This window comes from Providencia lanzhouensis (assembly GCF_050469745.1).
Taxonomy (GTDB): Bacteria; Pseudomonadota; Gammaproteobacteria; order Enterobacterales; family Enterobacteriaceae; genus Providencia; species Providencia lanzhouensis.
The window spans coordinates 2,005,266-2,029,505 of the sequence record NZ_CP174123.1; the positions used below are offsets into that span (position 1 = coordinate 2,005,266).

Sequence of the window (24,240 nt, forward strand, 5' to 3'; positions counted from 1 at the left end):
CATGAGAAATTGACTTAAAAAAGTGACAGATTGGCTTTTTTGTAAAATACAGATCATCTCAGCGAAATCTGTATTACATTACAGATACGGGATTCGATTTTAAGGAAATGAGTGCGATGCTCTATAAACAAATAGCCCAAATGCTGCAGAGCAAAATCCATCGAGGAGAGTTTCTTGGTGGGGAGAAAATGCCGTCGGTACGTGATATTAGTCGCTGCCATGATGTGAGCATTACCACGGCTCAACTGGCTTATCGTGAACTGGAACGGTGTCAGCTCATTTATGCAGTACCGAAATCGGGTTATTTTGTGATCCCTGAAAAGGCCACAGCACCATTGCCTAAAGTGGCTAACTATATTCAAAAGCCTGTTCATATTGATAAATGGAACCCGACGATGGACTTCCTGCGTGTTGAAGAGCGTGCAGGAGTCACATCATTATCGTGTGCGGTACCTAATATTGCAGATAAAACCTTAGAGCCATTATGGCAAGAAATGAATATGGTGGCGCGGCGTCGTAATCCGTTAACACTTGAGTATGATAGCTTGCAAGGGTTAGCCGCGCTCAGAGAGCAAATCTATCATGTATCTGATTATCGTCAGTCATTTACCCCTGATGATCTTGTGACGACCACCAGCGCCCATCAGTCGATTTCTATTGCAATTCAAGCATGTACCCAAGCCAATGATGTGGTTGCTGTTGAATCACCGACGTTTCCCGGATTATTGCAAACGCTTTATGGGCTGGGCCGTAAAATCATCGAAATTCCCGTTGATCCTCAAACAGGAATTAACTTGGAGAGGTTAGAAGAAGCTTTCCAATGTTGGCAGGTCAAAGCGGTGGTGGTCACGCCGACATGCAATAACCCGATGGGCAGTATTATGCCGGAAAAAAATAAACAAAGGTTGCTTGAGATGACTAATCGATATCAAGGTACGATTATCGAGAATGATTGTTTAGCGCCTCTTGCATATGCTTATCCGCGTCCGTCAACGATCCAATCTCTGGATACCGAAGGTCATGTGATTCTGTGCAGTTCATTTTCTAAAACCGTTGCACCGGGAACACGGACGGGGTGGATAATCCCCGGTAAATACAAAGAGAAAGTTATGCATTTAAAATACTTATCGCATTGTTCTGGCGAAGTTTTTATGCAGCAAGTGATGAGTAATTTCTTAAAAGAAGGGCACTATTTTTTGCATTTACGCCGAATGCGTCAGCAATATCGTGAATTACAATGTCAATATCGGGAATTAGTTGAAACGCATTTTCCTGCTAATACTCGAATTTCAAGGCCTCAAGGTGGATTTTCATTATGGGTCGAGCATCCGGCAGCAGATACTGCGAAATTGATGGAGATTTTACATCGCAATAAAGTGACGGTATTGACGGGAACCCACTTTGCTACAGGCGATTGCTACCCAAACCACCTGCGTATTAATTATGCTTTAGAGTTGATCCCAAGACGGCGTAACGCGATAAAAATTCTCGGAGAAACCTTAAAAATGAGTCTGTTGAAATAGGGCATTGAAACAGAAAAAAGAAACCCGCTAATAATAGCTATTAGCGGGTAATTAAACATAAGGAACATTATTTATACAGCAAACTACGTTTACCGCAGTTTATATTGCCAATGCGAGGGTTTGTTTATTTTTAATTCGCATGCCATTAAGCATACTTAACCATGCCAGCACTGTCACTACCATTAAGATAATAAAGATAAAATACGGAGGAAGTTCAGTCAGAACGAACCCCGTCATCATAGGGTTAAATGCCCCGCCAAGTAGCCCCAGCGCTTGAGCAGAAAAATAGCTGGATTTCATGCCTTCAGGGGCAATGCTATCAATTAGCATATATTCCCCTGGTGCGTAAATAAGTTCGCCCAATGTGAAGATAAATGAACCTAACGCCCATAAATAGAGATTATCCCCAGATCCCATAAATACCGCTAATCCCCCTAGAAAGAATACGCTACCAATGGTCATTAAGCGTCTTAAGTTATCCGGCGTAATACGTTTACCTACCGTGTATTGCAAAGTGACAACGACGACGGCGTTGACAGGTAAAATCACACCAATTACTGCTTGTGCAAAATCACTGTTAGCAACGGTGATTACATATTGGGAGATCCACGTGGTAAAAGAGCCGAAAACGAGTGAGCCGAGAAAAGTGGAGAGAATAAACCAAGCCAATGCACGGTCGTGGAGCATTGCTTTAGGGTTCCACACTCGCGGTTGACCATCAACATGGCTAGCAGGTTTGGTGCTTTGAACAAATCGCTGAATAAAAAAGATAGGGGCGGCTGCGGAGACTGCCGCTAGCCAAAATGGTAAATTAATGCTGTACATTAATAACCATGTGCCCATTGGGGGCCCGACCGTCCAACCGATATTGATAAAGGTGTAGTTGAGGGAAAATACTTTAGTTTTTAAGGATAATGACAAAGTATCTGCAAAATAGCCTTTTAATACAGTCGAAAAAACAGAATAAGAGCAGTTAATTAGTGAGAAAAATATAATCACCAATAGTGCATTGTTCATCAGCGGAATTGCAATAAATCCACAAATAAACGCTATCACCGCAATAAGCATGCAGCGTTTTTTATCGACTTTATCCGCCAGCATGCCAAATCCCATACTGAATAGCACGCCGACCGTTAAGGCAATAGTCATAGCAACACCGACGATATCGATCGCCATATGGTATTGGCGTGTCAGATAAATCGCCATAAATGGTAATGTGGCGCCGCGCCCGATGGTTAATAGCAGCGAAGACGCGAGCAGGGCAGTATTCGAGATATTGGATTTAGAAAACATGGCTCACGACCTAGGAGTACATTGTTGTTATAAAAATGGTTGTTATAAAAACGATTGTTACAAAAATGTTTTATATAATTTTATTATATAAAATACATAAAATTGCGGCACCAAGAAACGGGTTATTAGGGCGGGAAATCAAAACAATATTTTGATCATGCTATTGTGCCATTGCCAACCAATTATCTGGCTAAAGATAGCGGCGACGCAGATAGTAGAGTTATCTGCTATCAGCTTAACTGCATAAAAAATCAATTAATTATTGATTCATCATCCTATTTAATCGGCATATAAACTAAGAGCCGGTTGCCTTTCTCAATATCAAAAGTCATCGTTTTTGGTGCGCGGCGTTATTGTTGAAATGGTTGGTCGCGGAAGTGAACTTAAAACCCTGTTCGAGTCATTAAAAAAGAGCGCAAGGGAATGCGCTCTTTTGATAATACACGGTCATTATAATGAAGCGAGATAAATTCGACGGCTCACTTCAGGGGTAATATCACGGTGTTCCCCGAGTGTCACCATGCTATGCGCCACGAGGCTCTCAACTAAAGGCTCCACGATATCTTGGTTGAGCTGATAATCTTTAAAGCGTGTTTTTACTTGCATTGCTTCGAAAAAGTTTCTTGTTAATTCAATGGCTTTGAGTGCTTTTTCTTTTTCGCTGCCTTCACGGATATCCCAGACGCGTTCTGCATACTGCGCCATTTTCGCTTGTTTCTGAGACAGTTTTTCTTCCATTAAGGAAGGCAGGATAATGGCTAAGGTTTGGGCATGATCTAAACCGTAGAGAACGGTGATTTCATGACCTAACATGTGGGTTGCCCAGTCTTGCGGTACGCCAACACCAATTAAACCATTTAACGCTAATGTTGCTGTCCACATTAAATTGGCGCGCACATCGTAATTGGTTGGATTTGCTAAGGCTTTCGGGCCAATATCGATCAAGGTTCTCAGTAGACCTTCAGCAAATGTGTCTTGAACATTGGCATTTACAGGGTAGGTGAGGTACTGCTCGATAACGTGTACGAACGCATCCACAACCCCATTGCTGATTTGACGAGGTGGTAATGAGTAGGTTTTAACCGGGTCTAAAATAGAAAATTGAGGGAAAACTTTGTCACTCATAAAGGCTAATTTGGCGTGTAATTCTTCACGCGTGATCACAGAGCCTTTGTTCATTTCAGAGCCAGTAGCAGGGAGGGTTAACACCGTACCAAAAGGTAATGCGTGTTCAATAGTGGCACCGCCGCTGGTCACCACTTCCCATTTATCTCCTGCGTAATTGACTGCCGCCGCGATAAATTTAGTACCATCAATGACGGAGCCACCGCCAACAGCCAGTAAAAAATCATAACCTTCGTGTTCAATTTGCGCGACAGCTTTGATTAAGGTTTCATAGCGAGGGTTGGCTTCAATCCCACCAAAATAGCCAATCTGGCGATTTTTCAATGCACTCGTAACTTCATCGAGGGTGCCATTCTTGCGAGCACTTTCACCACCAAATAGCACAAGGACTTTTGCATTCGCGGGAACCAATCGGTCCAATTCACTTATTTTACCTTCACCAAAAACAATGCGCGTTGGGTTGTAAAACTCAAAATTATTCATATACAAACCTTTGGTTGGGAATGGTAGGGGATGTCATTTGGCATCGGTTAGGGTTAAAAATGTTGAGATTACTCTAGTATACACTTGAAACTATTCAAAGGATGATCAAAATGTTTGGTTGGAACTTTGTTTATTTATAGCTGAATTTTCAATTCACTATCCGTTTTTGGGGCAAGTAATTTCCTAGCGATAGCACTTAATGCTTATGATTAATTTGACTTCGATATCACTACGATCAATATTTAATTCATTCAAATGAATTAAATATAATGCAAATGAGGAAATTATGATGAATTCAATGATACCTGTTCCATTTACCCTTAAAGAGCGTGATAGACGATGGGATTTGGCTCGTAAAATCATGAAGGAGCATGGTCTGGAAGTTTTGATGGTGTATGGCGATAGAGAGTCCGCCGCACCGGCACCATTTTGTATCGATCATTATTTTACCAATGACAGACTAGGATCTGTGGTGCTGTTCCATCAAGATAAAGCACCAATAGTGGTGACATTTGCGCCGATGATGGTGGCTGACCATATGCAGGCGTCTTTACGCAATGATATGCAATGGATTTCACCTGAGCAGATTATGGTGGGAAAAACAGGGCGCAATATCGGCAATATTTTGATTCAGTTAGGGGTATCGCCGAATGCTCAGATAGGCGTCATTGGGCTTGAACCATATCCGCCGTTCTATTTTGATGGTGCGATGCCGTTTAATACGTTGTCAGGTATTAAAGAGCAATTACCGAATGTAAATTTTGTGCCTGTTTATAAAGCCTTTTTCCAATTAGCCTCGGTCAAAAGTGATGAGGAAATCGCGCACATCAAACATGCAGCCATGATTGGTGAAGCCATGAGTGAGGCGATGCGCAAAACAGCTATTCCCGGAAATACCGAAGCGGATATTGCTGCGGCAGTGACTTCAACGTGTTTATCGATGGGTGGGTTTACCGCAGAAATTTTGATGGGGTCAGGTCCTGAATATATTGGTTGGGGACAACCAGCATGGCAGTACCGTTCGCAAAAACCGAGGGAAATACAATATGGAGATATTGTATTAACTGAAATTTTTGCACTGTATGGGATGTATGAAACTCAGCATCAAGCTGCGGTAGCGGTGGGGAAAATACATCCGAATATTGAGCGAGCTGCGCAAGTTTCGCGAGAATGTTATGAGATAGGTGTAGAGAATCTCAAAGAAGGCATTACCTTTGGGGAGTTGGTGGACAAAATGGAACAACCATTATTAACGGCAAAAGGTTGGCATGTTCATCCGCTTATTCATAGCATTAATCCTTATGGTCCAATTGGCTTTGGTACGGCTCCCGGAATCGAAATATTACCGTTAGCTCAAAAATATGGACATATAAGCCGATTGCCTAATCCTGGGCGTGAATTAGTCTTAAAAGCAGGAATGACATTTGCGTTTGAACCCAATTGTGCCTTTGATTATCATTTATGTAATTTAGGCGGTACCGTTATTGTGGGAAAAGATAAGGGGATAGAATTAAATAATAATTCGACGCATTTAATGCGTGCCGACGTATAATGTTACTTATTTAATGTAATTAGGGTTTCAGCTGCATATGACAGAAATAAACAAAAACACACTCTCTTCGGAGCTGACGAAAGAAAAATTAATCAATGAAGGCATCAAACAGTTTGCTCTTTATGGTATTAATGGCGTGAGAACTCGTCAACTGGCTGAAAGTGCTGGAGTTAACCAATCTGCCATCCCTTATCATATGGGAGGAAAGATGGGGGTCTATGCAGCTGTTATCCATAAAATTGCGGCAGATCTTGCCCAAATGAGCAATGTAAGCGTATTTGATGTGCAGTTTGAGCAATTAAAATCACGGGCAAGCCATGAGGTAGTAAAGGTTGAATCATTACTACGGTTATTAATAAAAGGGCTGGGATTAGCGTTGTTGTCGCCGGGGCATGAGTATTATTCCATATTAATCCTAAGAGAGCAGTTAGAACCTACAGAAAATGCAGATATTATCTTTAAAGAGTTTATCGAGCCTTTTCATTCTCGCTTAACTTCACTTGTCCAATTTATTACGGATGAAGATCAAGCGACGGCGATTATTTCAGCACATGCTTTAATTGGGCAAGTTTTGGGATTTGTGATTGCGAAAAAATCACTATTAAAACGCTTGAATCAAAAAAATCTTGATAAAGATTTATTGGACAAAATCCTAGAGCAAGTGAGTGTCTTTGCGTGTAATGCCGTCATATCTCGTTAATTTTTAATTTATGTCATGTTAATTTTAAGCCGTTGCATTAAGATGATAGAAAGTTATTAAGCTTAATCATCAAAGGTAAACGAATAGATTATGCGGCGGTTCATTCAGTTAGATCTTCCTCCAGAACCTGTTATTAATGAAAAGTGTGTCCATAAGCGCTTGAAAAATAGTGTTTGTGACAACTGTGCGAGCAGCTGTCCTGTGGGTGCGATTTCTTTTGGTTTTATGGATGCGAAAATTGATAATGAACTGTGTTATCAATGCGGTAACTGCCTGTTTACCTGTCCAGTCGATGCCATTGAAAATATTCAACCTCATGAACGAACCTACCAAAATGGCTTTTTGGTTATCAGCCATGATGAGCCACTTGCTAGCCCTGAAGAACTGATTGTTTGGCATCGTCAATATGCCATTCGAGGTATGCAAATTCCTGAACCGTTGGTGGACAAATGGTTGCCAGCTTTAGCCGCATTAAATTTAAAACTGGAAGCATTACAAGAGCCTATTTGGAGTTTGACCATCACCAAACCTGCGGAAGTGGATAGTGGGCGGCGTAGAATGCTTTTTCGTCAAAAATTAGATAGTCAGCCATTAGATAGTGGCAAGGTTAAAACGGGATTAAATGCCAGAAAACAGTTTTATCCTGAAGATAGCTGGTTCCATATTGCATTAGATACGGCGAGTTGCATTTTATGTGGCGCATGCGCGAAAGTGTGTGATGAGCAGGCGATAGAGCTTGAAGATCATCAATTTAGTTTGGACGATAAGCGTTGTACCGGTTGTATGAGTTGCCAAGTGGTTTGTTTCCCAAAATCAATTCAAGTTCATCCCCATGTTGCGAAAAATAGCGAATCACAGCATTTCCATTATTTCGATGGGACATGCCAAAAATGCCAATTACCTTTTTCGGCATGGACTGCGGAAGAAACTCTGTGCCCAATTTGCGCACAACATAAACAGCAAGGCTGGCTATAAATAAACGCCTCGTTTCAGGCGCTTATTTACAAACTTAACTTTATTAATTAACTTCACTATCTCGCATATTCTCAATAATCATTTCAGCAATTTGAGGGTTTAATGCGGCTGGCGTATCGTGCCCCATACCTTCAATCACTTCTAATTTTGCCGTTTCAATATTATCAAAAATATCCTGACCTGAAGTGACGGGGAATAATGGGTCAATAGAGCCGTGTATCACCAGCGTTGGGGCGGTGATGGCACTGAGGAGTGGCCTTAAATCACCCGTTACTGCAACGGCGGCTAACTGACGTTTAGTGCCTTCTGGAGAGTAGTTACGCTGGAATGCTTGTGCAATATAATCACGGCAATTTTCTTCATCGAACGGCACGCACGTTGAACTAATGCGGCGGTAAAATGCGAGTTGCCCAGCAATGTAGCCTTCAAAATCCTGTTTAGGATCTACGCCAGGAGACATTAGCATTTTCATGACATCCGGCTCGCTTTGCGGCAATTGCTGATTGCCCGTTGATGACATAATTGGACAAAGTGAAAGAGTGCGGTTCGGAACTTTTGATGCTACTACTTGCGCTATCATTCCCCCCATTGAACGTCCTACAATATGGGCTTTTTCGATGGATAAGCCATTTAACAAGGCGATAATATCATTGGCCATTTCAAATAAGGTGTAGGGAACATCGACATGCTCGCCGTTTTGTAATCGCTCAGCCATTTCTCCGATATTCAGTGGCGGGTAATTATCTAAATGTGGCGATAAGCCCGCATCACGGTTATCGGGACGGATAATATAAAAGCCTGCATCTGCAATTTGTTGGCAAAATTCTGATGTCCAACTAATGTTATGTCCACCTAACCCTGCAATAAGTACGACAGCAGGATGTTCTGACTGACCAAAGGTATCGTAATACAGTGTTAATGGTGCTGTTTTTGTCATTTTATTTCCCTATTTTTGGTGATAGCTATTTATGCAATAACTCAGCAAGAAAGGCTAGCGCTAAAAAAAACAATCGTTACTAATTTAAACGCCATTTACTTTAGTTATTAATAATAAATCGACTTTGTTAGAGAATTTAGCGAGCTTTTTTCTGGTAATAATTGATCCCTAACAGTGCAAGCGCAGCTACAAATGACAATACCGCGACATGTAAATTGCCAATTAACCCATACAGTGAGACGAAAACACCACCAAGTGCAGAGCCTAAGGCGATTCCGCTATTAAAAAAGGCAATATACAGGGAGCTTGTGGCTTCAATATTATGGGCGCTGTAACGCATCATCCAGGTCATTAAAGTGACTGATACGCCACCATAAGCAATTCCCCAAAGTACCATAATGGATAATGCCATCCATACACTCAGCGGAAAGAATATATACGCTCCTAAACTTAAGATAAGACCGCTGGCTATCATCACGACCGCAAAATTTAGGTGTTTGTTGGCGGTGAGCCCAAATAGGAAGTTACCTACGATACCTGCCAACCCGTAAATCAGTAATAAGCCTCCTAAAAGGTCGACTGAAATCAAATCATTATTGGATAGCAGCGCACGAATATAGGTAAACGCCATAAAATGCCCGGATACAATAAGCAGCGTTATCAGCAGCCCATTCATAATGATGGGACGCTTGATTTCAGTGATAAACGTTTTGAAGGTGGGAGATACCATCGCGGGAAGTGCGGGTAATTGCATGAGTAAAGAGAGGAAAAGTAACAATGAAATAAAGGACATTGAGGCAAATGCTGCACGCCAGCCTAACCATTCGCCCATTAAAACGCCGAAAGGCACGCCCAATACAGACGCTGCTGCCACGCCACCAAAAACTAACGACGTTGCTAGCGCGACAGAGGGGGCTACCACTAAGCGAGGCACTAACCCGCCTGCTAATGCCCAAATAATGCCAATACAAACGCCAACAAAAAGACGACTGATCAAGAGTAGCCAATAATACGGTGTTAAAGCCGCCACTAAGTTACAAAGGGTTAGTAAAAGCGCCCCAATCAATAACAGTGTTTTGCGGTCAACAGAACGCGTAAATAACACAATCAGCGGTGAGCTGATGGCGGCGCTGATAGCAGGAAGTGTCATTAAGAAACCGGTGGTTGCTAAAGAAACAGAAAAATCTTCCACAATCGGCGTTAATAGCCCTACAGGGATCATCTCGGTTGTCACCACACTGAAGGTCGCCAACATGAGCGTCAGGATGGCTCCCCATCGCTGTTGAACAGTTGCATTGGCTTCAATCGTTATTGTATTCATCATATAAAGTTCCAAATAATTACGGTCAGTAAATAGTTTCAAGCGTGAATTGATCTTATCTGGGACATTATTGATAATAAATATCACTGCTGTGGCTTCATTGGGGATAAATCGTGTCTAATTCAGCATCATTACTGATGGATAACTTGTTCGACTTGAAAGTCTTTGTGGATGTGGTTGAAACAGGAAGCTTCACGCATTCTGCGGAAAGACTGGGTATTTCGCGTTCAGCCGTCGGGAAATGTGTCGCGCGATTAGAAAACCGAATACAAATTCGCTTATTGCATCGCACAACGCGAAGTCTTCGCTTAAGTGATGAAGGGCAAACGGTGTATGAAGGGGCGCTCAAAATTTTACACGAAGTCGCCAATATCGAAAATGAACTGAGTCAGGGACAACAACAACCGAAAGGGTTATTGCGCATTACGGCTCCGGTCATATTTGGACGTTTGTACATCATGCCTATTGTCAAAGAATATGTACGGCGATGGCCTAATGTGGAGGTAGATGTCCATTTCTCGGATGACTATAGCGATATTGTCGGGGAAGGGTTTGACCTCGCCATTCGTATTGGGGGAAATGATGATAACCGGCTGATCCGTAAAGTCTTAGCGCCACATCGCATGGTCACTTGTGCATCTCCTGCCTATTTACAACGATATGGTACTCCGCAGAGCATTTCAGAGTTAGTAAAGCACCAAAAGTTGGCGTTTAAACATCGGGGCAGTGTGGTTTCGTGGCAATTTCATACCCCTCAGGGAAAGCAACTATTACCCGTATCAGGGCGCCTGACGTTGAATGACACTCAGGCAATTCTAGATGCCAGCATTGAAGGCGAAGGAATTTGCCAGTTAGGGGTTTTCTTAGTGGGAACTGCTATTCAGCAAGGGCGACTACTACCGATATTGAGTGAATTTTCTCGCCAAGAATCATCGATTTGCGCTTTATATCCGACAAAACGTTATTTGCCGCTCAAAGTGAGCTACTTCCTAAAGTTGATCGATGAATGCTGGCAAGGAAAAGCAATTTGGGATTTTTAACTGTCTTTTTTGGCATATAAATAGACCGAAGCTCGAGAAACCCCAAGGTGTTGCGCGATGGTATCCATGGATTTTTTAATATCAAGAAGACCTTCTTTGCGTAAAATCTCGATTAAGGCAACTCGGTCATCCGCCTTCAAGGTACGTGGAGTGGCGGCGATAGAAGCGGCGTATTGATCGATGCGAGTACGAATAGCTTCGCTGCCGTTGGGTTCTAGATGCTCTTTGACGGGGCTGCATCCCACCTCTGTAAATTGTGACAGCATACTTTGCATACTGCGAAACTGGGTCATATCTAAATTGAGGCACAATGCAGCAACGTATTGCCCAGTTTCATCTTTGATACCGATTGATGTGCTCTTGGCTGGGCGTCCATCTGGAAATTGATTGGCATAATTGGCGATGATATTGGGGAAATCGGCGGATTCAATACGGGCGAGACCCAATTCAGTTGTCGGTTGACCTTCTTTGCGCCCAGAGAGGTTGTTATGAATTGAAATAATCGAATGTTCGGGGTTTTTCAGATCATGAACCACTACTTCACAGAAAGGGGCGAAGGTCTCACTTAACCCTTGTGCTATGGCTTCAATTTGTGCCAATAAACTGTTTTCTTGTGGCTTTGCCATAACTCTACCCCTTCATCTATTTTGGATATCTCTTTAAATATTAAACTATTTTTTTCAATTCTAATAGAGAAGGGGCATAAATTGCTTAAGCTAACATTAATTCTGCGAAGCGTTTAATGTCCACATTTCCGCCGCTAATAATAATCCCAATACGTTTGCCGCGCAGCTGTTCTTTCATTTTCAAGGCGGCAGCGAAAGAAAGGCAACCTGTCGGCTCCACAATTATTTTCATACGCTCAGCATAGAACTTCATGCGATCAACTAATTGCGCATCGGTCACAGTTAAAATGTCATCCACATTTTGTTTGATTAGCTCAAAAGTGTAGTTCCCCACATGTTGAGTTTGTGCACCATCCGCAATAGTTTTTGGCGTATCAATGTGCACAATTTTTCCACTACGGAAAGATTGCTGCGCATCATTACCGGCTTCAGGTTCAACTCCATACACTTTGCAATTTGGCGATAATGCCCGTGCGGCGAGTGCGCATCCAGAGAGTAGCCCACCACCGCCTAAGCAAACAAATAGGGCATCCAGCTCGCCAACTTCCTCAAACAGCTCTTTGGCCGCAGTACCTTGACCCGCAATAATATCCACATGGTCGTAAGGTGGGATGATGGTCAATCCCTCTTTTTCAGCCAACTCGCGACAAAGTTGCTCTCTATCTTGGGTATAGCGGTCAAATCTAATCACTTTAGCGCCGTAGCCTTGGGTGGCGGCAACTTTGACTTCTGGAGAATCAATTGGCATCAAAATGGTGGCTGGAATATTTAACATTTGTGCCGCCAGCGCGATACCTTGCGCATGGTTTCCTGATGAAAATGCGATCACACCCGCTTTCTTTTGTGTAGGAGTGAGTTGTGAAAGGGCGTTTAACGCGCCACGAAATTTAAATGCCCCCATACGTTGGAAATTTTCACATTTAAAGAATAACTCAGCGCCAAACTCTTTGTTGACTGTCGTGGACGTCATCACTGGGGTTTTGTGAGCAATACCTGCAATGCGCTGTGCTGCGGCTTCGACATCTTGATAGGTCGGTAATGTTAATTCAGACATGATATACCCCATTATTAAATGGCTAATTGGTAATAACTTGATTTTTATAACAACGCGTTCGCTGCGACAGCGGTTGCTTCAATTTCGATCCCTGCACCAAAATGCAGTTCACTAACACCCGCAACGGCGCGAGCAGGACGAAACTCGCCAATCCAATTGGCATAAATTTGATTAAAAACCGGCCAATTGTCCATATCCGCGATATAAACCCGAACCTGAACCAATTGTTGCCGACCGATACCATTGGCAGATAAGCAAGCCTCTAAATTTGCTAATACCTGTTCTGCTTGCTGAGTAAAGGGTGTGTCCGCATGGACATTTCCTTGGCTATCTGTGGGTAATTGCCCCGATACAAACACGAAACCATTCGCCGTGACTGTGTGTGAATAGTGCCCTCTTGGTGGAACCAGCTGGGAAGCATTAGTGTATACGATATCTGTGTAAGCGGTATTTTGGCTCATTGATTTTCCTCATTCGGAAATTTAATTTATACAATAAGTCTAATATTGGACTATATGTTTAGTCAATGGCTTTTTGCTGTTTAAATGAACTAAAAATTTTCGTCAACTTGCCGATGATATCTGGGCAGATCAAGCTAAAAATGAGAAAGATTGTTATAGATGGCATTTTGCTCACAACGTCATACATTACTGATCAATCTTCCATAAACAGGCGGTATTTGAAGCAAGTGTTGGGAAAATAGCGGGGGAATAATTAAATTATTGGTATTTAATTCCAGATGAATAATTAAGCAATAAAGTTAAATAATCAGGAATAAGAATAATCAAATTGAGATGAATAACTAAAAATGATAAGAAGTTGTTATATAACTACATTTAGGAAATTAACATGGCTAAAATTACCTTTGACCTTCTGGCTATTTATGGCGAAAAAGGGGAAACCGCAGGATTACAATATTTACAAGAATCCCTGCTTCCTTTTGCCGCATTTGAAGAAAGCTTACCCAAATCGCTCTTTGATTATGTCATTGAGGGTAAATCCCCTGAAATTCTCATGAAACTGGGGCAGTTGGACAAAGAAAAAGCCACAATCTTATTAGACAAACCGGGAACGGTGGATTGGTGGTGGGGAAGCCACAGTTTTGATGCCGGCTCGTATAGCAAAGTGATCCGCCAAGGTAAGAATGCCCGCCATAAACTGTATTCCAAAGTGGGTGATGATATTACACCAGCGCAAATAGCGCGTTTTGCTAAAGTGGTCGCGGCGGCTTGCCAAGAGGTGAATATCAAAATTTTGACGCCAGAATTGCCTTCTTGGATGCTGTATTTACTGTGTGATGCATTTGTAACCACCTTTGAAAATTCACGCCATGCTAAATATGAACATCGTAAACATTGGAACTACGAGCTGCTAAGCCAGTTAGTGGAAAATGAAGCGGAACAACCGGGTAACACCGTGCTATACGGTATTTTTGATAGACAAAATCTGTCGGATTATCACTACGAAAATATGGTGTTATTGTTTGCTATTCCAGGTTTAAAAGAATACTTAATTGCTGAGCAAGATTTTATTCGCCAAAGCCTACTGAGCAATTTATCCGCCAGTGGTCAGATCCAATTGATCGATACGCTGAGAAAAGACGAAGCGCTGTATAGCGTGTTTGCCGATATTTTAGTGCTATTGGCAACCAGTTCACTGAAAACCGTGCGTTCAGCGGCTGAGCCAGTGATGTCTATTCTGCCGGAAGAGGCGGTTAAAACCCACTTAACCAAAGTACTGCTTGAAGGAACGCCAAAACAGCGTACGCAAGCGGCGGATCTGTTCGCCCGTATTGGTAAAGATCGAGATATTCTTGAAGCAGCGTTGAAAGTGGAGACCAACAAAACCGTCCTCAAGAGCATTGAAAGTGCGATTTCTCGCTTTGATGTGATGGATTGTGCGAGTGAAGTGGAAGAGGTCGAAATTCCAGAGATTATCCCGATGGAAGATACGCCACTACCAGAAAGCGCAGTCGATATTTTGGTATCTAACTTCCGTGAAATGCTGCAAAAAGCCAAAGAAAATGCTGAGCGCGAACTGGAAGAAAACAAACAAGAAAAGCATAAATACACGTGGTCACAACGCCATTACAAAGAGTTCAGTCAACACAGTGAAGACGAATGTGCTGGCTTATTAGCTAAACTAAACTCGGGTGTCGGAGTGATTACCGATCATGAATACAATGTCATTAAGCACAAAGAGCGCATTAATAATTTACCGGAATTCACGCTATTCCACGCGTTGCGTTTGCTGAGTCATAACCGCTCTGATGTTGAGCATTTTTCTCACTATCAACTCACTCGTGAAGTTCCCGTTCGCATCTTATCGCAACTCGATTTACGTCAATTAGAAAAAGGGCTTGAGCAGTGCCATTTTAAAAATGCGAGTCGCTTAATTGCTGACTTATGCCTGCGTTCATACAGTGATGGATTAGGGCTATTTAGAGCGCCGGAACAAATTTGGCCGTTCTTTATGCAGTACCCCGATTTCTTAAGTGAAGCGCTGGGGCTTATCCCGCAGCACCAAGGGCATCGTTATTACCAAGAGTATGATGCGTCTAATGCGGTAACCATTTTAGGTAAATACCCGACCATTCCGGCACGATTCATTCCTCGTATTATGGAGTTGGCGCTGGGTGAAAACAAAACTCACCGTTTAAGTGCTCAAAAATTGCTGGAAACCTTACCAAGCATTCACGTTAATGCGGCAGAAGGCCTTGATTCTGGTAAACAAGAGATCCGCGTTACTGCTATCGAATGGTTAGCTCGCTTAAAACATCCAGATTCACTAAAACCGCTGTACGCGTTGCTGAAAAAAGAGAAACGTGAAGTGGTAAGAGCCGCATTATTAACGGCATTAGAGCAATTTGGCGAAGATATTTCCGGTTACTTGGCACCGAAAGTTTTGTTGGCGGAAGCGCAAAAAGGCTTAAAAGCCAAAGCACCCGCGAGCATGGCATGGTTTGATTTGGACGCCATTCCAGCCATGACCTGGCAAGATAATAAAAAGGTGGATGCGGACATCATCCGCTGGTGGATCATTCTGGCGGTGAAATTAAAAATGCCGGCGGGTAATGGGCTATTACAGCGCTATATCAGCTTATTATCATTAGACAGCCAGCGTAAGTTAGGTAGCTTTATTCTCAACAGCTTTATTAGCCAAGATGTGGCAGGACCATCACTGGAAGCGGCGATGGCGGAAGCACAAAGAGATGCGCCATCACGCTTGAAAAACTACCAAGATTGGCTAAAACGCTGGCCTGAATACTATGCCAAGTATGAAAACTTCACCCTTGAGCAGACCATCAACGAGATCAAAAACGAAGTATTAGGCCGTTATTTAGGCTCGGCTATCAGTGAAAAAGGGATGCTTGCGTTGATTTGTGGTGTGGAGGGACATGTTGCCGTAACCATGCTGCGTAACTATATGCGTGACCATTACCAGCGCCGTGCCCAAATTGAAGCGATGATTGACGCGATTGCCGTCAGTAACGATCCGCTGATCATTCAGCTTTTATTATCATTATCGCGCCGTTATCGCACCGCATCAGTCCAAGAAAAAGCCCGCGGACTGGTGGCTGATATCGCACAACGTAACGGTTGGAGCGCGGATGAACTGGCAGACAGAACTATTCCAACTGCGGGTATGGATGAAACGGGGACTTTAGTACTGGAATATGGGGATCGCACGTTTACTGCCAAGCTCGATGCTCAGCAAAAACTGGTGCTATTTAACCCTGAAGGTAAAGAGATCAAAGCGCTGCCGGCGGCACGTAAAACCGACAACGAAGAGCTGATTAAAGAGTCGAAAAAACTCCTAACATCCAGCAAAAAAGAGCTTAAGCAAGTTATTGAATTACAGACTGCGCGTTTGTATGAAGCGATGTGTGCAGAACGTTTGTGGAGCACGGCGGATTGGCAGGAATACATTCAAAATCACCCAGTGATGCGTGGTCTGATTGAACGACTGGTTTGGTTAGAAGTGAAAGATGACCAAGTGATCAACCAATTCCGTCCATCCGATGATGGTTGCTTGTTGAACCTTGATGACGATGAAGTCGAATTGAGCGTAGATTCCAGCATCAAGCTCGCTCATGCGGCGTTATTATCAGACGCTGATCGTAAAGCGTGGATTGCTCATTTTAAAGATTACAAAGTCAAATTCCTATTCTCGCAGATGGATCACACCATTCCAGATCTGGCGTTAACGCTCACGGAAATCGAAGATAGAAAAGGCTGGCTAACGGATACCTTCACCCTACGTGGCGTGTTAACCAAAATGGGTTATCAGCGCGGCCAAGCGGAAGACGGCGGAAGCTTCTGTCATTACTTCAAATATTTCTCCAGCCTAGATTGCTATGTGTATATGGAATTCAGTGGTAGCTATGTCCCAGAAGAAAATATCCCTGCGGTGTTGTACTCCTTGAGTTTTGACCAAGCACAAAAAAGCTCGTGGGATAGAGGCTATGTGGAACTGAAAAACGTGCCGCCGATCCTGTTAGCCGAAAGCTATGCTGACTACCTGAAAGTCGCGGATGCCTGTAGCGGTTTTGACCCTGAATGGGAAAAGAAAACCCCGTGGTAATCATTGATTAATCGACGCATAAATTTAGGAAACCAACATGGCTAAGGCGAAACAAGTAACAGAAGGCGTTCTGCGTGAAAGCGCAGAAGTGCGCTTTGCGGATGAATTAGAACGATTAACCCAAGCGGATAAAGGCAACCCTAAACCACAAGGTTGGCTACGTTCCCCGCGGGCGGTACGTCAATTTATTCTTGGGGATGAGGCACTGCAAATTACCCCTAAATTTTTTGGTGACGATGCGCTGGTTGATCGCGCCATTGTGACCTTACTGGGTAAACAAGGGTTAATGCTGGTGGGGGAGCCTGGTACGGCGAAATCCATGCTGTCCGAGTTATTAGCGGCGGCGATTAGTGGTGACTCAGGTTTAACCATTCAAGGCACGGCGGGTACCACAGAAGACCATATTAAATATTCGTGGAACTACGCGCTGCTACTGGCGGAAGGTCCTACAGAAAAAGCCTTAGTGAGTTCACCGCTCTACCAAGGAATGCAACAAGGTAAAATTGTGCGCTTTGAAGAGATCACTCGCTGCCCACCTGAAATTCAGGATGTGCTGGTTAGCATGATGTCAGAAAAGCAAATGATGATCCCTGAGATGAAAGATAATGCACGGATCAGCGCCAAGTCAGGCTTTAACTTGATTGGTACTGCCAACTTACGTGACCGCGGTGTGCATGAAATGTCATCGGCACTTAAGCGTCGATTTAATTTCGAAACCGTCAAACCCATTCAAGATCCGGCATTTGAAATTGAACTGATCAACAAACAACTGACTGTTGAGCTTGGCGAGCTGGATGGCAAAGTGACTGTCCCAACGGACGTGATCGAATTATTAGTCACGACTTTTCAAGAATTACGTTCAGGCAATACCAAAGATGGCGGGAGCATCAAAACCCCAGATGCGGTGATGTCTACGGCAGAAGCAGTTAACATCGCCTATGCCTGTGCATTGGAAGCTCACTATTTGGGGAATGGAACACTGAACGCAGGCGCTGTCGCGCGTCAGCTGATTGGTGTGGTACTCAAAGATAATGCGGATGATATCAAACGGATGCGTTATTACATTGATAATGTTGCCCGCGAACGTGCGAAACAGAGCGAAGCATGGAAAGCCTTTTTCGATGCATCCCGTGAATTCTGGCAATAATATCCGTCGTCGCAGTGTGGTGGTAAATACATCGCCACACTGTCCCTATGAGAGACATCATCGGTGAGTTTATCAACGATCACATTGCAACACATCACATTGCCGGAACGGCTACAAAATGCCCTTGAACAGTGGCAAAGGCTAGGAGAGCATCAGCTCTATTTTGCGCCTGTTCGTCATCATAGCCCCGCCTGTGCTTATAGCGTATTGAGCTTAATTGAGCAGGTTAAGCCTGACTATGTGCTGATAGAAGGTCCTGACAGTTTTAACCCATTAATTGCGGGTTTATTGGATGGTGATACACGTCCACCCGTGGCGATTATGGGGCAGACTACCCTGAAAAGTGCGCCTACTGAATCAGATGAAAGTGACGCTGTCACGAGATCGGCGTATTTCCCATTTTGTGAATATTCCCCTGAGTGGCAAGCGTTACACGTAGGGCAGCTGCATCAAGCTCAACTGCGTTTTATTGATTTGCCGTGGACAGCACAGGTAGAACTTGATCTGGAAGGCGAAAGCCAGCATCAAAGCCTGCAACGGGAACGCTACCTTGCTCATAGCTTATTTATTGCTCAGTTGACGAAAAAGTGCGGGTGCCGTGATCACGATGAACTGTGGGAACATCTGTTTGAATTGCGCCCGTTAATGTCGGTTGCCAATTGGACTGATTTCTTCCGCGATACCTTTATTTGGTGTGCCTTGGCACGTTTAGATTTCGAGCCAGAAGTACTGGCTTCGGAGGGTTCAACTCAGCGTGAAGCCCATATGCAAGCGCACATTCAAACCATTAAAGCCGCAGAGCCAAACGCGAAAATTGTGGTCGTGACGGGCGGGTTTCATACCTTGGCACTGCTTGAAGGGCTTGGTAAAGCGGCGTCGCAGCAATTTAAACTCTCTTCCGAGCAACAAAAGCAATTTATGGCTCAGCAAAAGTTGGCAGACCGTGACAGCGCTTGGCTTATCCGTTATAGCTTTGACCGGCTTGATGCGTTAAATGGTTATGCCTCCGGCATGCCTTCGCCAGCCTTTTATCAAAAAGTGTGGGAAGGGTTGCTGGCACAACGCACTGATCAAGCTCAGCAAAAAATGACTGCTACCGCGGCTTATCAAAATCAGCTTGGTATTCAATTTTTGGCTTACGTGGCCGAAGTGTTACGGGAAAAGCAATTTGATGCAGCGCCAGGGTTTTTATCTGTTAAGCTCGCCGCAGAGCAAAGTCTGAGACTTGCCGTATTTCGTGGGCACACGGGCGCGGGTCGCTATGATCTATTGGATGGGCTGCAAAGTGCGTTTATCAAAGGCAGCTTAGATGAAAGCCAAGATGAACTGTGGCAGCAAATCAAAACCTGTTTTTCTGGTTTTACCTTGGGGCAGATTCCTAAAGGAACCATCACACCGCCATTGGTTTCTGAAACCTATTCATTGGCGAAAGGCTTTCGCTTCAAATTGGACGATACTTTAGCCAAAGTCAGCCGCTTAGATGTATACCGTAATAAGCAGCACCGTTTACGCAGCCGTTTTCTGCATCTTTTGAGTTTTTTAGAAATCCACTTCGCCAAACCGCTTTCTGGTCCCAATTTTTTTTCGGGCAACCAGCTGGATTTACTGTTTGAAGAGTGGCAATACGCGTGGACGCCAAATGTGGAAGGGGAGCTGATCGCGCTTTCTGAAAAAGGCACGCAATTAAAAGCCATTGCACTGAATAAAATTTTGGCGATGGAAAAGCAACTTGAAGAGCAAGGTGTCAGCCGTTCTAGCCAAAGCGCGGTGACATTGCTAATGCAAGCGGCATTGATTGGGCTTCATCAGCGCATTCCAACGTTATTTACGTTATTAGATAGCTATATTCAGCAAGATAGTCAGTTTGAATCATTGGTGACCTGTGCTCATAAACTGGTACACCTATGGCGCGGGCGTAGTTTCTTTGACCTCGAAGATGAAACGGGCATCAAACAGCGGATTGATAAAGTACTCTCCCAGGCCTTTTTCTGCTTAGATCAGGTGGCCCAAGGGGATGAACAGCAGCAAGAACACTATTTTAATGCGCTGCTGTCTTGCCGTGAATTAATCACCTTTATGCCGGAAATTAGCCGCGATACGGATTATTCCGCAGAATTTTATGCACAATTGAGCCGGTTGGATGGGCGCCTTAATCACGCACCGCTAATTAAAGGGGCGGTGGATGCTATTCGTTATCTTGGTGGTCAAATTGATGAATCGGTACTGACCGAGGAAATTCAGCGAACGTTCAGTTTAGGTAGCGACCCGGAACTGGCTATCGGTTATTTCATTGGCATTATGCGTACCGCACCGGAATTGGTTGTGCGCTTACCCCTATTAATTGAGCTACTCAATGAACTGTTGAGTGAGTGGGATGATGGACGTTTCTTGCAAGTATTGCCGGATCTGCGCTTTGCGTTTAGCCAATTAACCCCGAAACAAAATGCGCAAATGGCGCGGGTGGTCGCACAAAAATTATCGATGGATACCCAAGATTTAACTCTCCATCAGACACAATTCAATCAGCAACAATTACTCCAAGCCATGGAACTCGAACAAAAAATTCAGCTTCAGCTTGAAAACCAAGGGTTAACTGAGTGGTTTTCGTTGCAAAATGAGGGGCTATCTCATGGATAAGCAGCCAGAAGATGCGCAATTAACCGAAGAACAACTTCAATTAGCGAAACGCTGGCGCCTTATTTTAGGCCAATATGCGGATGGCGCTCTGGGACAAGCGGCACTAAATGGTGATGAGCTCAAAATCGAACGGTCATTGGATTTTTTATATCGCCGTGAATATCAACGTCGCGGTTTACGCCAAGAAGGAGGCCGCCATGGCTCGCTAGATGCGTCCCAATTGACGGCGGTTAACTGGCTGAACCAAGCCCGTAAATTGTTCCCGAACAGCACCTTTGAGCGAATGCAGTCGCAGGCATTAGAGCGTTATGAAATTAGTAGTTTATTAAAAAGCCCGCAAGCCTTGAATGCAATGGAGCCCACCAAAGCCTTAGCTAAATCGTTATTAAGTTTACGCGGTAAAATGAGCGAAGATACGCGGGATGCGGTGAAGAATATTATTCGCAAAGTGGTGGATGATATTTTAAGCCAGATGCGAAACCAATTTCGCCAAGCACTAACAGGGCGTCGTAACCGCTTTAAGCGATCGCTACTCCCTAATAGCCGTAATTTTGATTGGCGAGCTACTATTGCTGCGAATTTAAAGAATTATGATCAACAAAATCAGCGCCTAGTGATTAAAACCCCGTATTTTAACTCCCGCCAGCAACAGCATTTGCCGTGGGATGTGATTTTGTGCGTCGACCAAAGTGGCTCGATGGCGAGTTCGATTATGTATGCGGCGGTGTGCGCCAGTATTTTAGCGGCATTACCGACAGTACGTGTCTCTTTGGTGGTGTTTGATACCCAAGTGGTGGATCTCAGTCATTTAGCCCACGATCCGGTGGAAGTATTAATGACCGTGCAGCTCGGCGGGGGAACCGATATCGCGAAAGCGATGCATTATTGTGAAAGCTTGATCCGCAACCCAAAACGCACGGTGATTTCGTTGATCAGCGACTTTGAAGAAGGCGGGGCATTGAATAATCTGCTCAATTGCACCGAGCGCTTGAATAGCCAGCAAGTGAAATTGTTGGGATTAGCCGCTTTAGATGATGATGCATTGCCGGTTTATGATACGGAAATTGCCCAGAAGCTGGCGGATCGCGGTATGAGTGTGGCGGCGTTAACCCCAGAGCATTTTGCTCACTGGCTGGCTGAGGTGATGCAATGAGTTGGAAAACCGTTTATTTACATTATGATGACGATGCATTGGCCGTATTTGCCAACATCGGGTTGCTGCGCCGCGCCCGTAAGGATCTGGAAAGTGGTAAAGTTTCTCCGGTTTGTTTAGCGGATGGAACTTTTACCAGCGATGGTCAGCAAGTCACGTTAGATCCTCAAGGGGTGCAAAAAGCCAGCTGCGATTGTTCGGCCTCGGGTTGCTGCAAACATATTCTGGCTGCGGTGCTTTGGGTACAAACAAACAGCGATGAACAATCGATTGATTCTACAGAAGATAGTTCAGAATCTGTCGATATTGAACCACTATTACCCGAGTTGCTGGCATTCGATGTTCCCGCATTAATCAAGCAAAACAGTAAGCCAGATTGCCGCTTGGCAGTGAAGATCTTACAGGATTGGCAAGATCATGCAGTGATCTTGGATGACCAATCGAATCAGCTGAAAATCACGATCCCCAATTATGATGAGCCAATTATCTATATTCGGGGGAATGGCTTTCAAGGGATGCTGTCGTCATTACCGGAGAAGCAGCAAAAAGCCCTCCATTTGGCAGCGGTCGCTAAGGTATTTCTTCAGCATAACCAGTCGTGGAGTTGGCCTGATGATCTGATGCCTAACCGCGAGGTCACGCTAGCATTGAGCGACGATGAGCAAACGGTGATTGCGACTATCCAGCGTTTTATTCACGATATGCTGCGTCAGGGGATTTCTCATATAAGCCAAAGCAGTGCTGCGCAATTACATTTATTGAATATGTCGGCGCGTGCGGAAGGTTTACCTCGCTTAGCCAATTATTTAAAGCGTTTAAGCTATCAAGTGAAATTATTAGCCCAGCGCCATTTCACGATAGATGAAGGGCAAGTATTGCGGTTTATCGCGCAGATCAGAGGCTATCTTTACCAATTAACTCACGCCAGCGACGATAAAATTGCGCAATTGCGCGCTTTTGGTCGTCGTCAATATGACAGTAAAACGGACATTCTCTCTTTGATCCCAATCCATGCCGAGTGGTGGCAAACTCAAAGTGGCGCCATTGGGGGAACGTTTAGTTTTTGGGATAACCAAGAGAAAAAAGTGGTGCAGTGTAGCCAAGCACGCGCCAATACCCTCGACCCGAATTTCACCCGTCACAGTGTCTGGCAAACGCTAGCCATTTGGAAACAAACGGCAGATAACCTGATGCACAGTGGTTTTGAGTTGCACAATCCCCGCTTATCCGATGAGGGCAAACTTGCGGCTAGCGGCGATAGTCATGCAATTAGTCGCAGTGCAGTTAGCCAAGCGCCGCACATTTCATTCGATGATTACCAAGCATTGAAAAGTGAGCTGGGATTTGAGGATTGGAAAGCGGCAACGACCTATTTCAATGCGCTCACCGATGATGCTCAGTTTGAGCCTGCTGTGCTACATATCGATAGCTACGAACCGCTACATTGGAATGAAATCGAGCAGTGTGTCAGTTGGACTGTGCTGGATGGAAACCGGAATCGGGCATTTTTGCGATTAAATTGGCAAGGCACAGAAAATCACAAAATTGAAGAACTGCGTTTTATCACTCAGAAAGGTTGGGAAATTAGTGCGGTATCCGTTAAAGTAAGCGTCTCTCAGCAACAATTACAACTAACTCCGAAAACACTCTGGTTGAAAAAAGAGCAGGGTATTGAGCTGTTTTACCTCGATTTTGAATCAGTACCTCGTAAAAAACAGTCTTCCAAGTTTATGACGTCGATTGCTGAATATATGGCGAAAAAGCAGCAAGACCGCACAGCATTTGCGCCAGTGCCAACACTGGCACAGCAGATTACCCGTCCAATCTTGGCGGTATTGGAAACGCAAAGCTGTACAGGGCGCGCACAGTTATCCGCGAGTCAAATTGACGAGTTAAACTTTGTGGTCAGGACATTGCACGACTTGGGGATGTTATGGTTTGCTAAGCAACTGGTGCATTACGTAAAAAAGGAAAATCAAACCGCCGAAAATTTACTGCGCTTGGTGTACCTTTGCGACCAATTTGAGCGTTCGCAAAAATTGATGCCTTTTGAGTTGAATAGCTAATTTAGCTCGTAAAAATAGAGAGGG

Annotated in this window: 17 protein-coding genes; 10 read left to right on the forward strand and 7 right to left on the reverse strand. The window is 44.1% G+C overall.

The window, feature by feature from the left end; all coding sequences use genetic code 11:
• The first annotated feature begins 116 nt into the window (after positions 1-116).
• Positions 117-1,523: a PLP-dependent aminotransferase family protein gene (locus ACIH2S_RS09435; protein WP_230083118.1), complete on the forward strand. Its 1,407-nt coding sequence runs from the start codon at positions 117-119 to the stop codon at positions 1,521-1,523.
• Positions 1,524-1,622: 99 nt separating this feature from the next.
• On the opposite strand, the gene ydeE is transcribed toward ACIH2S_RS09435, so the two are convergent.
• Positions 1,623-2,816 carry an efflux MFS transporter YdeE gene (ydeE, locus tag ACIH2S_RS09440; protein ID WP_036948034.1) on the reverse strand — a complete coding sequence of 398 codons (1,194 nt, stop codon included), beginning with the start codon at positions 2,814-2,816 and terminating at the stop codon, positions 1,623-1,625.
• 450 nt (positions 2,817-3,266) lie between these two features.
• Positions 3,267-4,424 (reverse strand): iron-containing alcohol dehydrogenase, encoded by a 1,158-nt coding sequence (locus ACIH2S_RS09445; RefSeq protein WP_430248535.1) that lies wholly within the window; start codon positions 4,422-4,424, stop codon positions 3,267-3,269.
• A 286-nt stretch (positions 4,425-4,710) separates the two neighbouring features.
• On the opposite strand from ACIH2S_RS09445, the gene ACIH2S_RS09450 reads away from it, so the two are divergent.
• From ACIH2S_RS09450 to ACIH2S_RS09460, 3 genes are all read left to right on the forward strand, one after another.
• Positions 4,711-5,976: a M24 family metallopeptidase gene (locus ACIH2S_RS09450; protein ID WP_132495942.1), complete on the forward strand. Its 1,266-nt coding sequence runs from the start codon at positions 4,711-4,713 to the stop codon at positions 5,974-5,976.
• Between the two features lie 37 nt (positions 5,977-6,013).
• Positions 6,014-6,676 carry a CerR family C-terminal domain-containing protein gene (locus ACIH2S_RS09455; RefSeq protein ID WP_154599270.1) on the forward strand — a complete coding sequence of 221 codons (663 nt, stop codon included), beginning with the start codon at positions 6,014-6,016 and terminating at the stop codon, positions 6,674-6,676.
• A 90-nt stretch (positions 6,677-6,766) separates the two neighbouring features.
• Positions 6,767-7,651, forward strand: a complete 885-nt coding sequence (locus ACIH2S_RS09460) for a 4Fe-4S binding protein (RefSeq protein ID WP_187129099.1) — start codon at positions 6,767-6,769, stop codon at positions 7,649-7,651.
• Positions 7,652-7,694: 43 nt separating this feature from the next.
• On the opposite strand, the gene ACIH2S_RS09465 is transcribed toward ACIH2S_RS09460, so the two are convergent.
• Positions 7,695-8,588: an alpha/beta fold hydrolase gene (locus tag ACIH2S_RS09465; RefSeq protein ID WP_430248536.1), complete on the reverse strand. Its 894-nt coding sequence runs from the start codon at positions 8,586-8,588 to the stop codon at positions 7,695-7,697.
• A 136-nt stretch (positions 8,589-8,724) separates the two neighbouring features.
• Complete coding sequence (locus ACIH2S_RS09470; RefSeq protein ID WP_430248537.1) at positions 8,725-9,912, reverse strand: MFS transporter; 1,188 nt, start codon at positions 9,910-9,912, stop codon at positions 8,725-8,727.
• 110 nt (positions 9,913-10,022) lie between these two features.
• Between ACIH2S_RS09470 and ACIH2S_RS09475 the strand changes: the two genes are divergently transcribed.
• The gene (locus ACIH2S_RS09475) at positions 10,023-10,949 is read left to right on the forward strand and encodes a LysR family transcriptional regulator (protein WP_108478136.1); all 927 of its coding nucleotides are present in this window, start codon (positions 10,023-10,025) and stop codon (positions 10,947-10,949) included.
• On the opposite strand, the gene ACIH2S_RS09480 is transcribed toward ACIH2S_RS09475, so the two are convergent.
• From ACIH2S_RS09480 to ACIH2S_RS09490, 3 genes are all read right to left on the reverse strand, one after another.
• Entirely contained in the window at positions 10,946-11,575 is a 630-nt protein-coding gene (locus ACIH2S_RS09480; RefSeq protein WP_036948015.1) for a helix-turn-helix transcriptional regulator, read from the reverse strand. The two genes, ACIH2S_RS09475 and ACIH2S_RS09480, sit on opposite strands and share 4 nt — an antisense overlap.
• Before the next feature lie 85 nt (positions 11,576-11,660).
• On the reverse strand, positions 11,661-12,629 hold the full coding sequence (locus ACIH2S_RS09485) for a threo-3-hydroxy-L-aspartate ammonia-lyase (protein WP_196712355.1): 969 nt from the start codon (positions 12,627-12,629) through the stop codon (positions 11,661-11,663).
• A 44-nt stretch (positions 12,630-12,673) separates the two neighbouring features.
• Complete coding sequence (locus ACIH2S_RS09490; RefSeq protein WP_108478135.1) at positions 12,674-13,090, reverse strand: RidA family protein; 417 nt, start codon at positions 13,088-13,090, stop codon at positions 12,674-12,676.
• Between the two features lie 388 nt (positions 13,091-13,478).
• Between ACIH2S_RS09490 and ACIH2S_RS09495 the strand changes: the two genes are divergently transcribed.
• From ACIH2S_RS09495 to ACIH2S_RS09515, 5 genes are all read left to right on the forward strand, one after another.
• A complete protein-coding gene (locus ACIH2S_RS09495; protein WP_349487817.1) occupies positions 13,479-17,213 on the forward strand; it encodes a DUF4132 domain-containing protein in 3,735 nt (1,244 codons plus the stop codon).
• Between the two features lie 37 nt (positions 17,214-17,250).
• Positions 17,251-18,360 carry an ATP-binding protein gene (locus tag ACIH2S_RS09500; protein ID WP_108478133.1) on the forward strand — a complete coding sequence of 370 codons (1,110 nt, stop codon included), beginning with the start codon at positions 17,251-17,253 and terminating at the stop codon, positions 18,358-18,360.
• Positions 18,361-18,438: 78 nt separating this feature from the next.
• Complete coding sequence (locus ACIH2S_RS09505) at positions 18,439-20,997, forward strand: DUF5682 family protein (protein ID WP_430248568.1); 2,559 nt, start codon at positions 18,439-18,441, stop codon at positions 20,995-20,997.
• Positions 20,990-22,150 (forward strand): VWA domain-containing protein, encoded by a 1,161-nt coding sequence (locus tag ACIH2S_RS09510; RefSeq protein WP_036948005.1) that lies wholly within the window; start codon positions 20,990-20,992, stop codon positions 22,148-22,150. Before ACIH2S_RS09505 ends, ACIH2S_RS09510 begins: the two co-directional genes overlap by 8 nt.
• Positions 22,147-24,216 (forward strand): SWIM zinc finger family protein, encoded by a 2,070-nt coding sequence (locus ACIH2S_RS09515; protein ID WP_430248538.1) that lies wholly within the window; start codon positions 22,147-22,149, stop codon positions 24,214-24,216. The genes ACIH2S_RS09510 and ACIH2S_RS09515 overlap by 4 nt, the downstream gene beginning before the upstream one ends.
• The last annotated feature ends 24 nt before the right edge of the window (positions 24,217-24,240 follow it).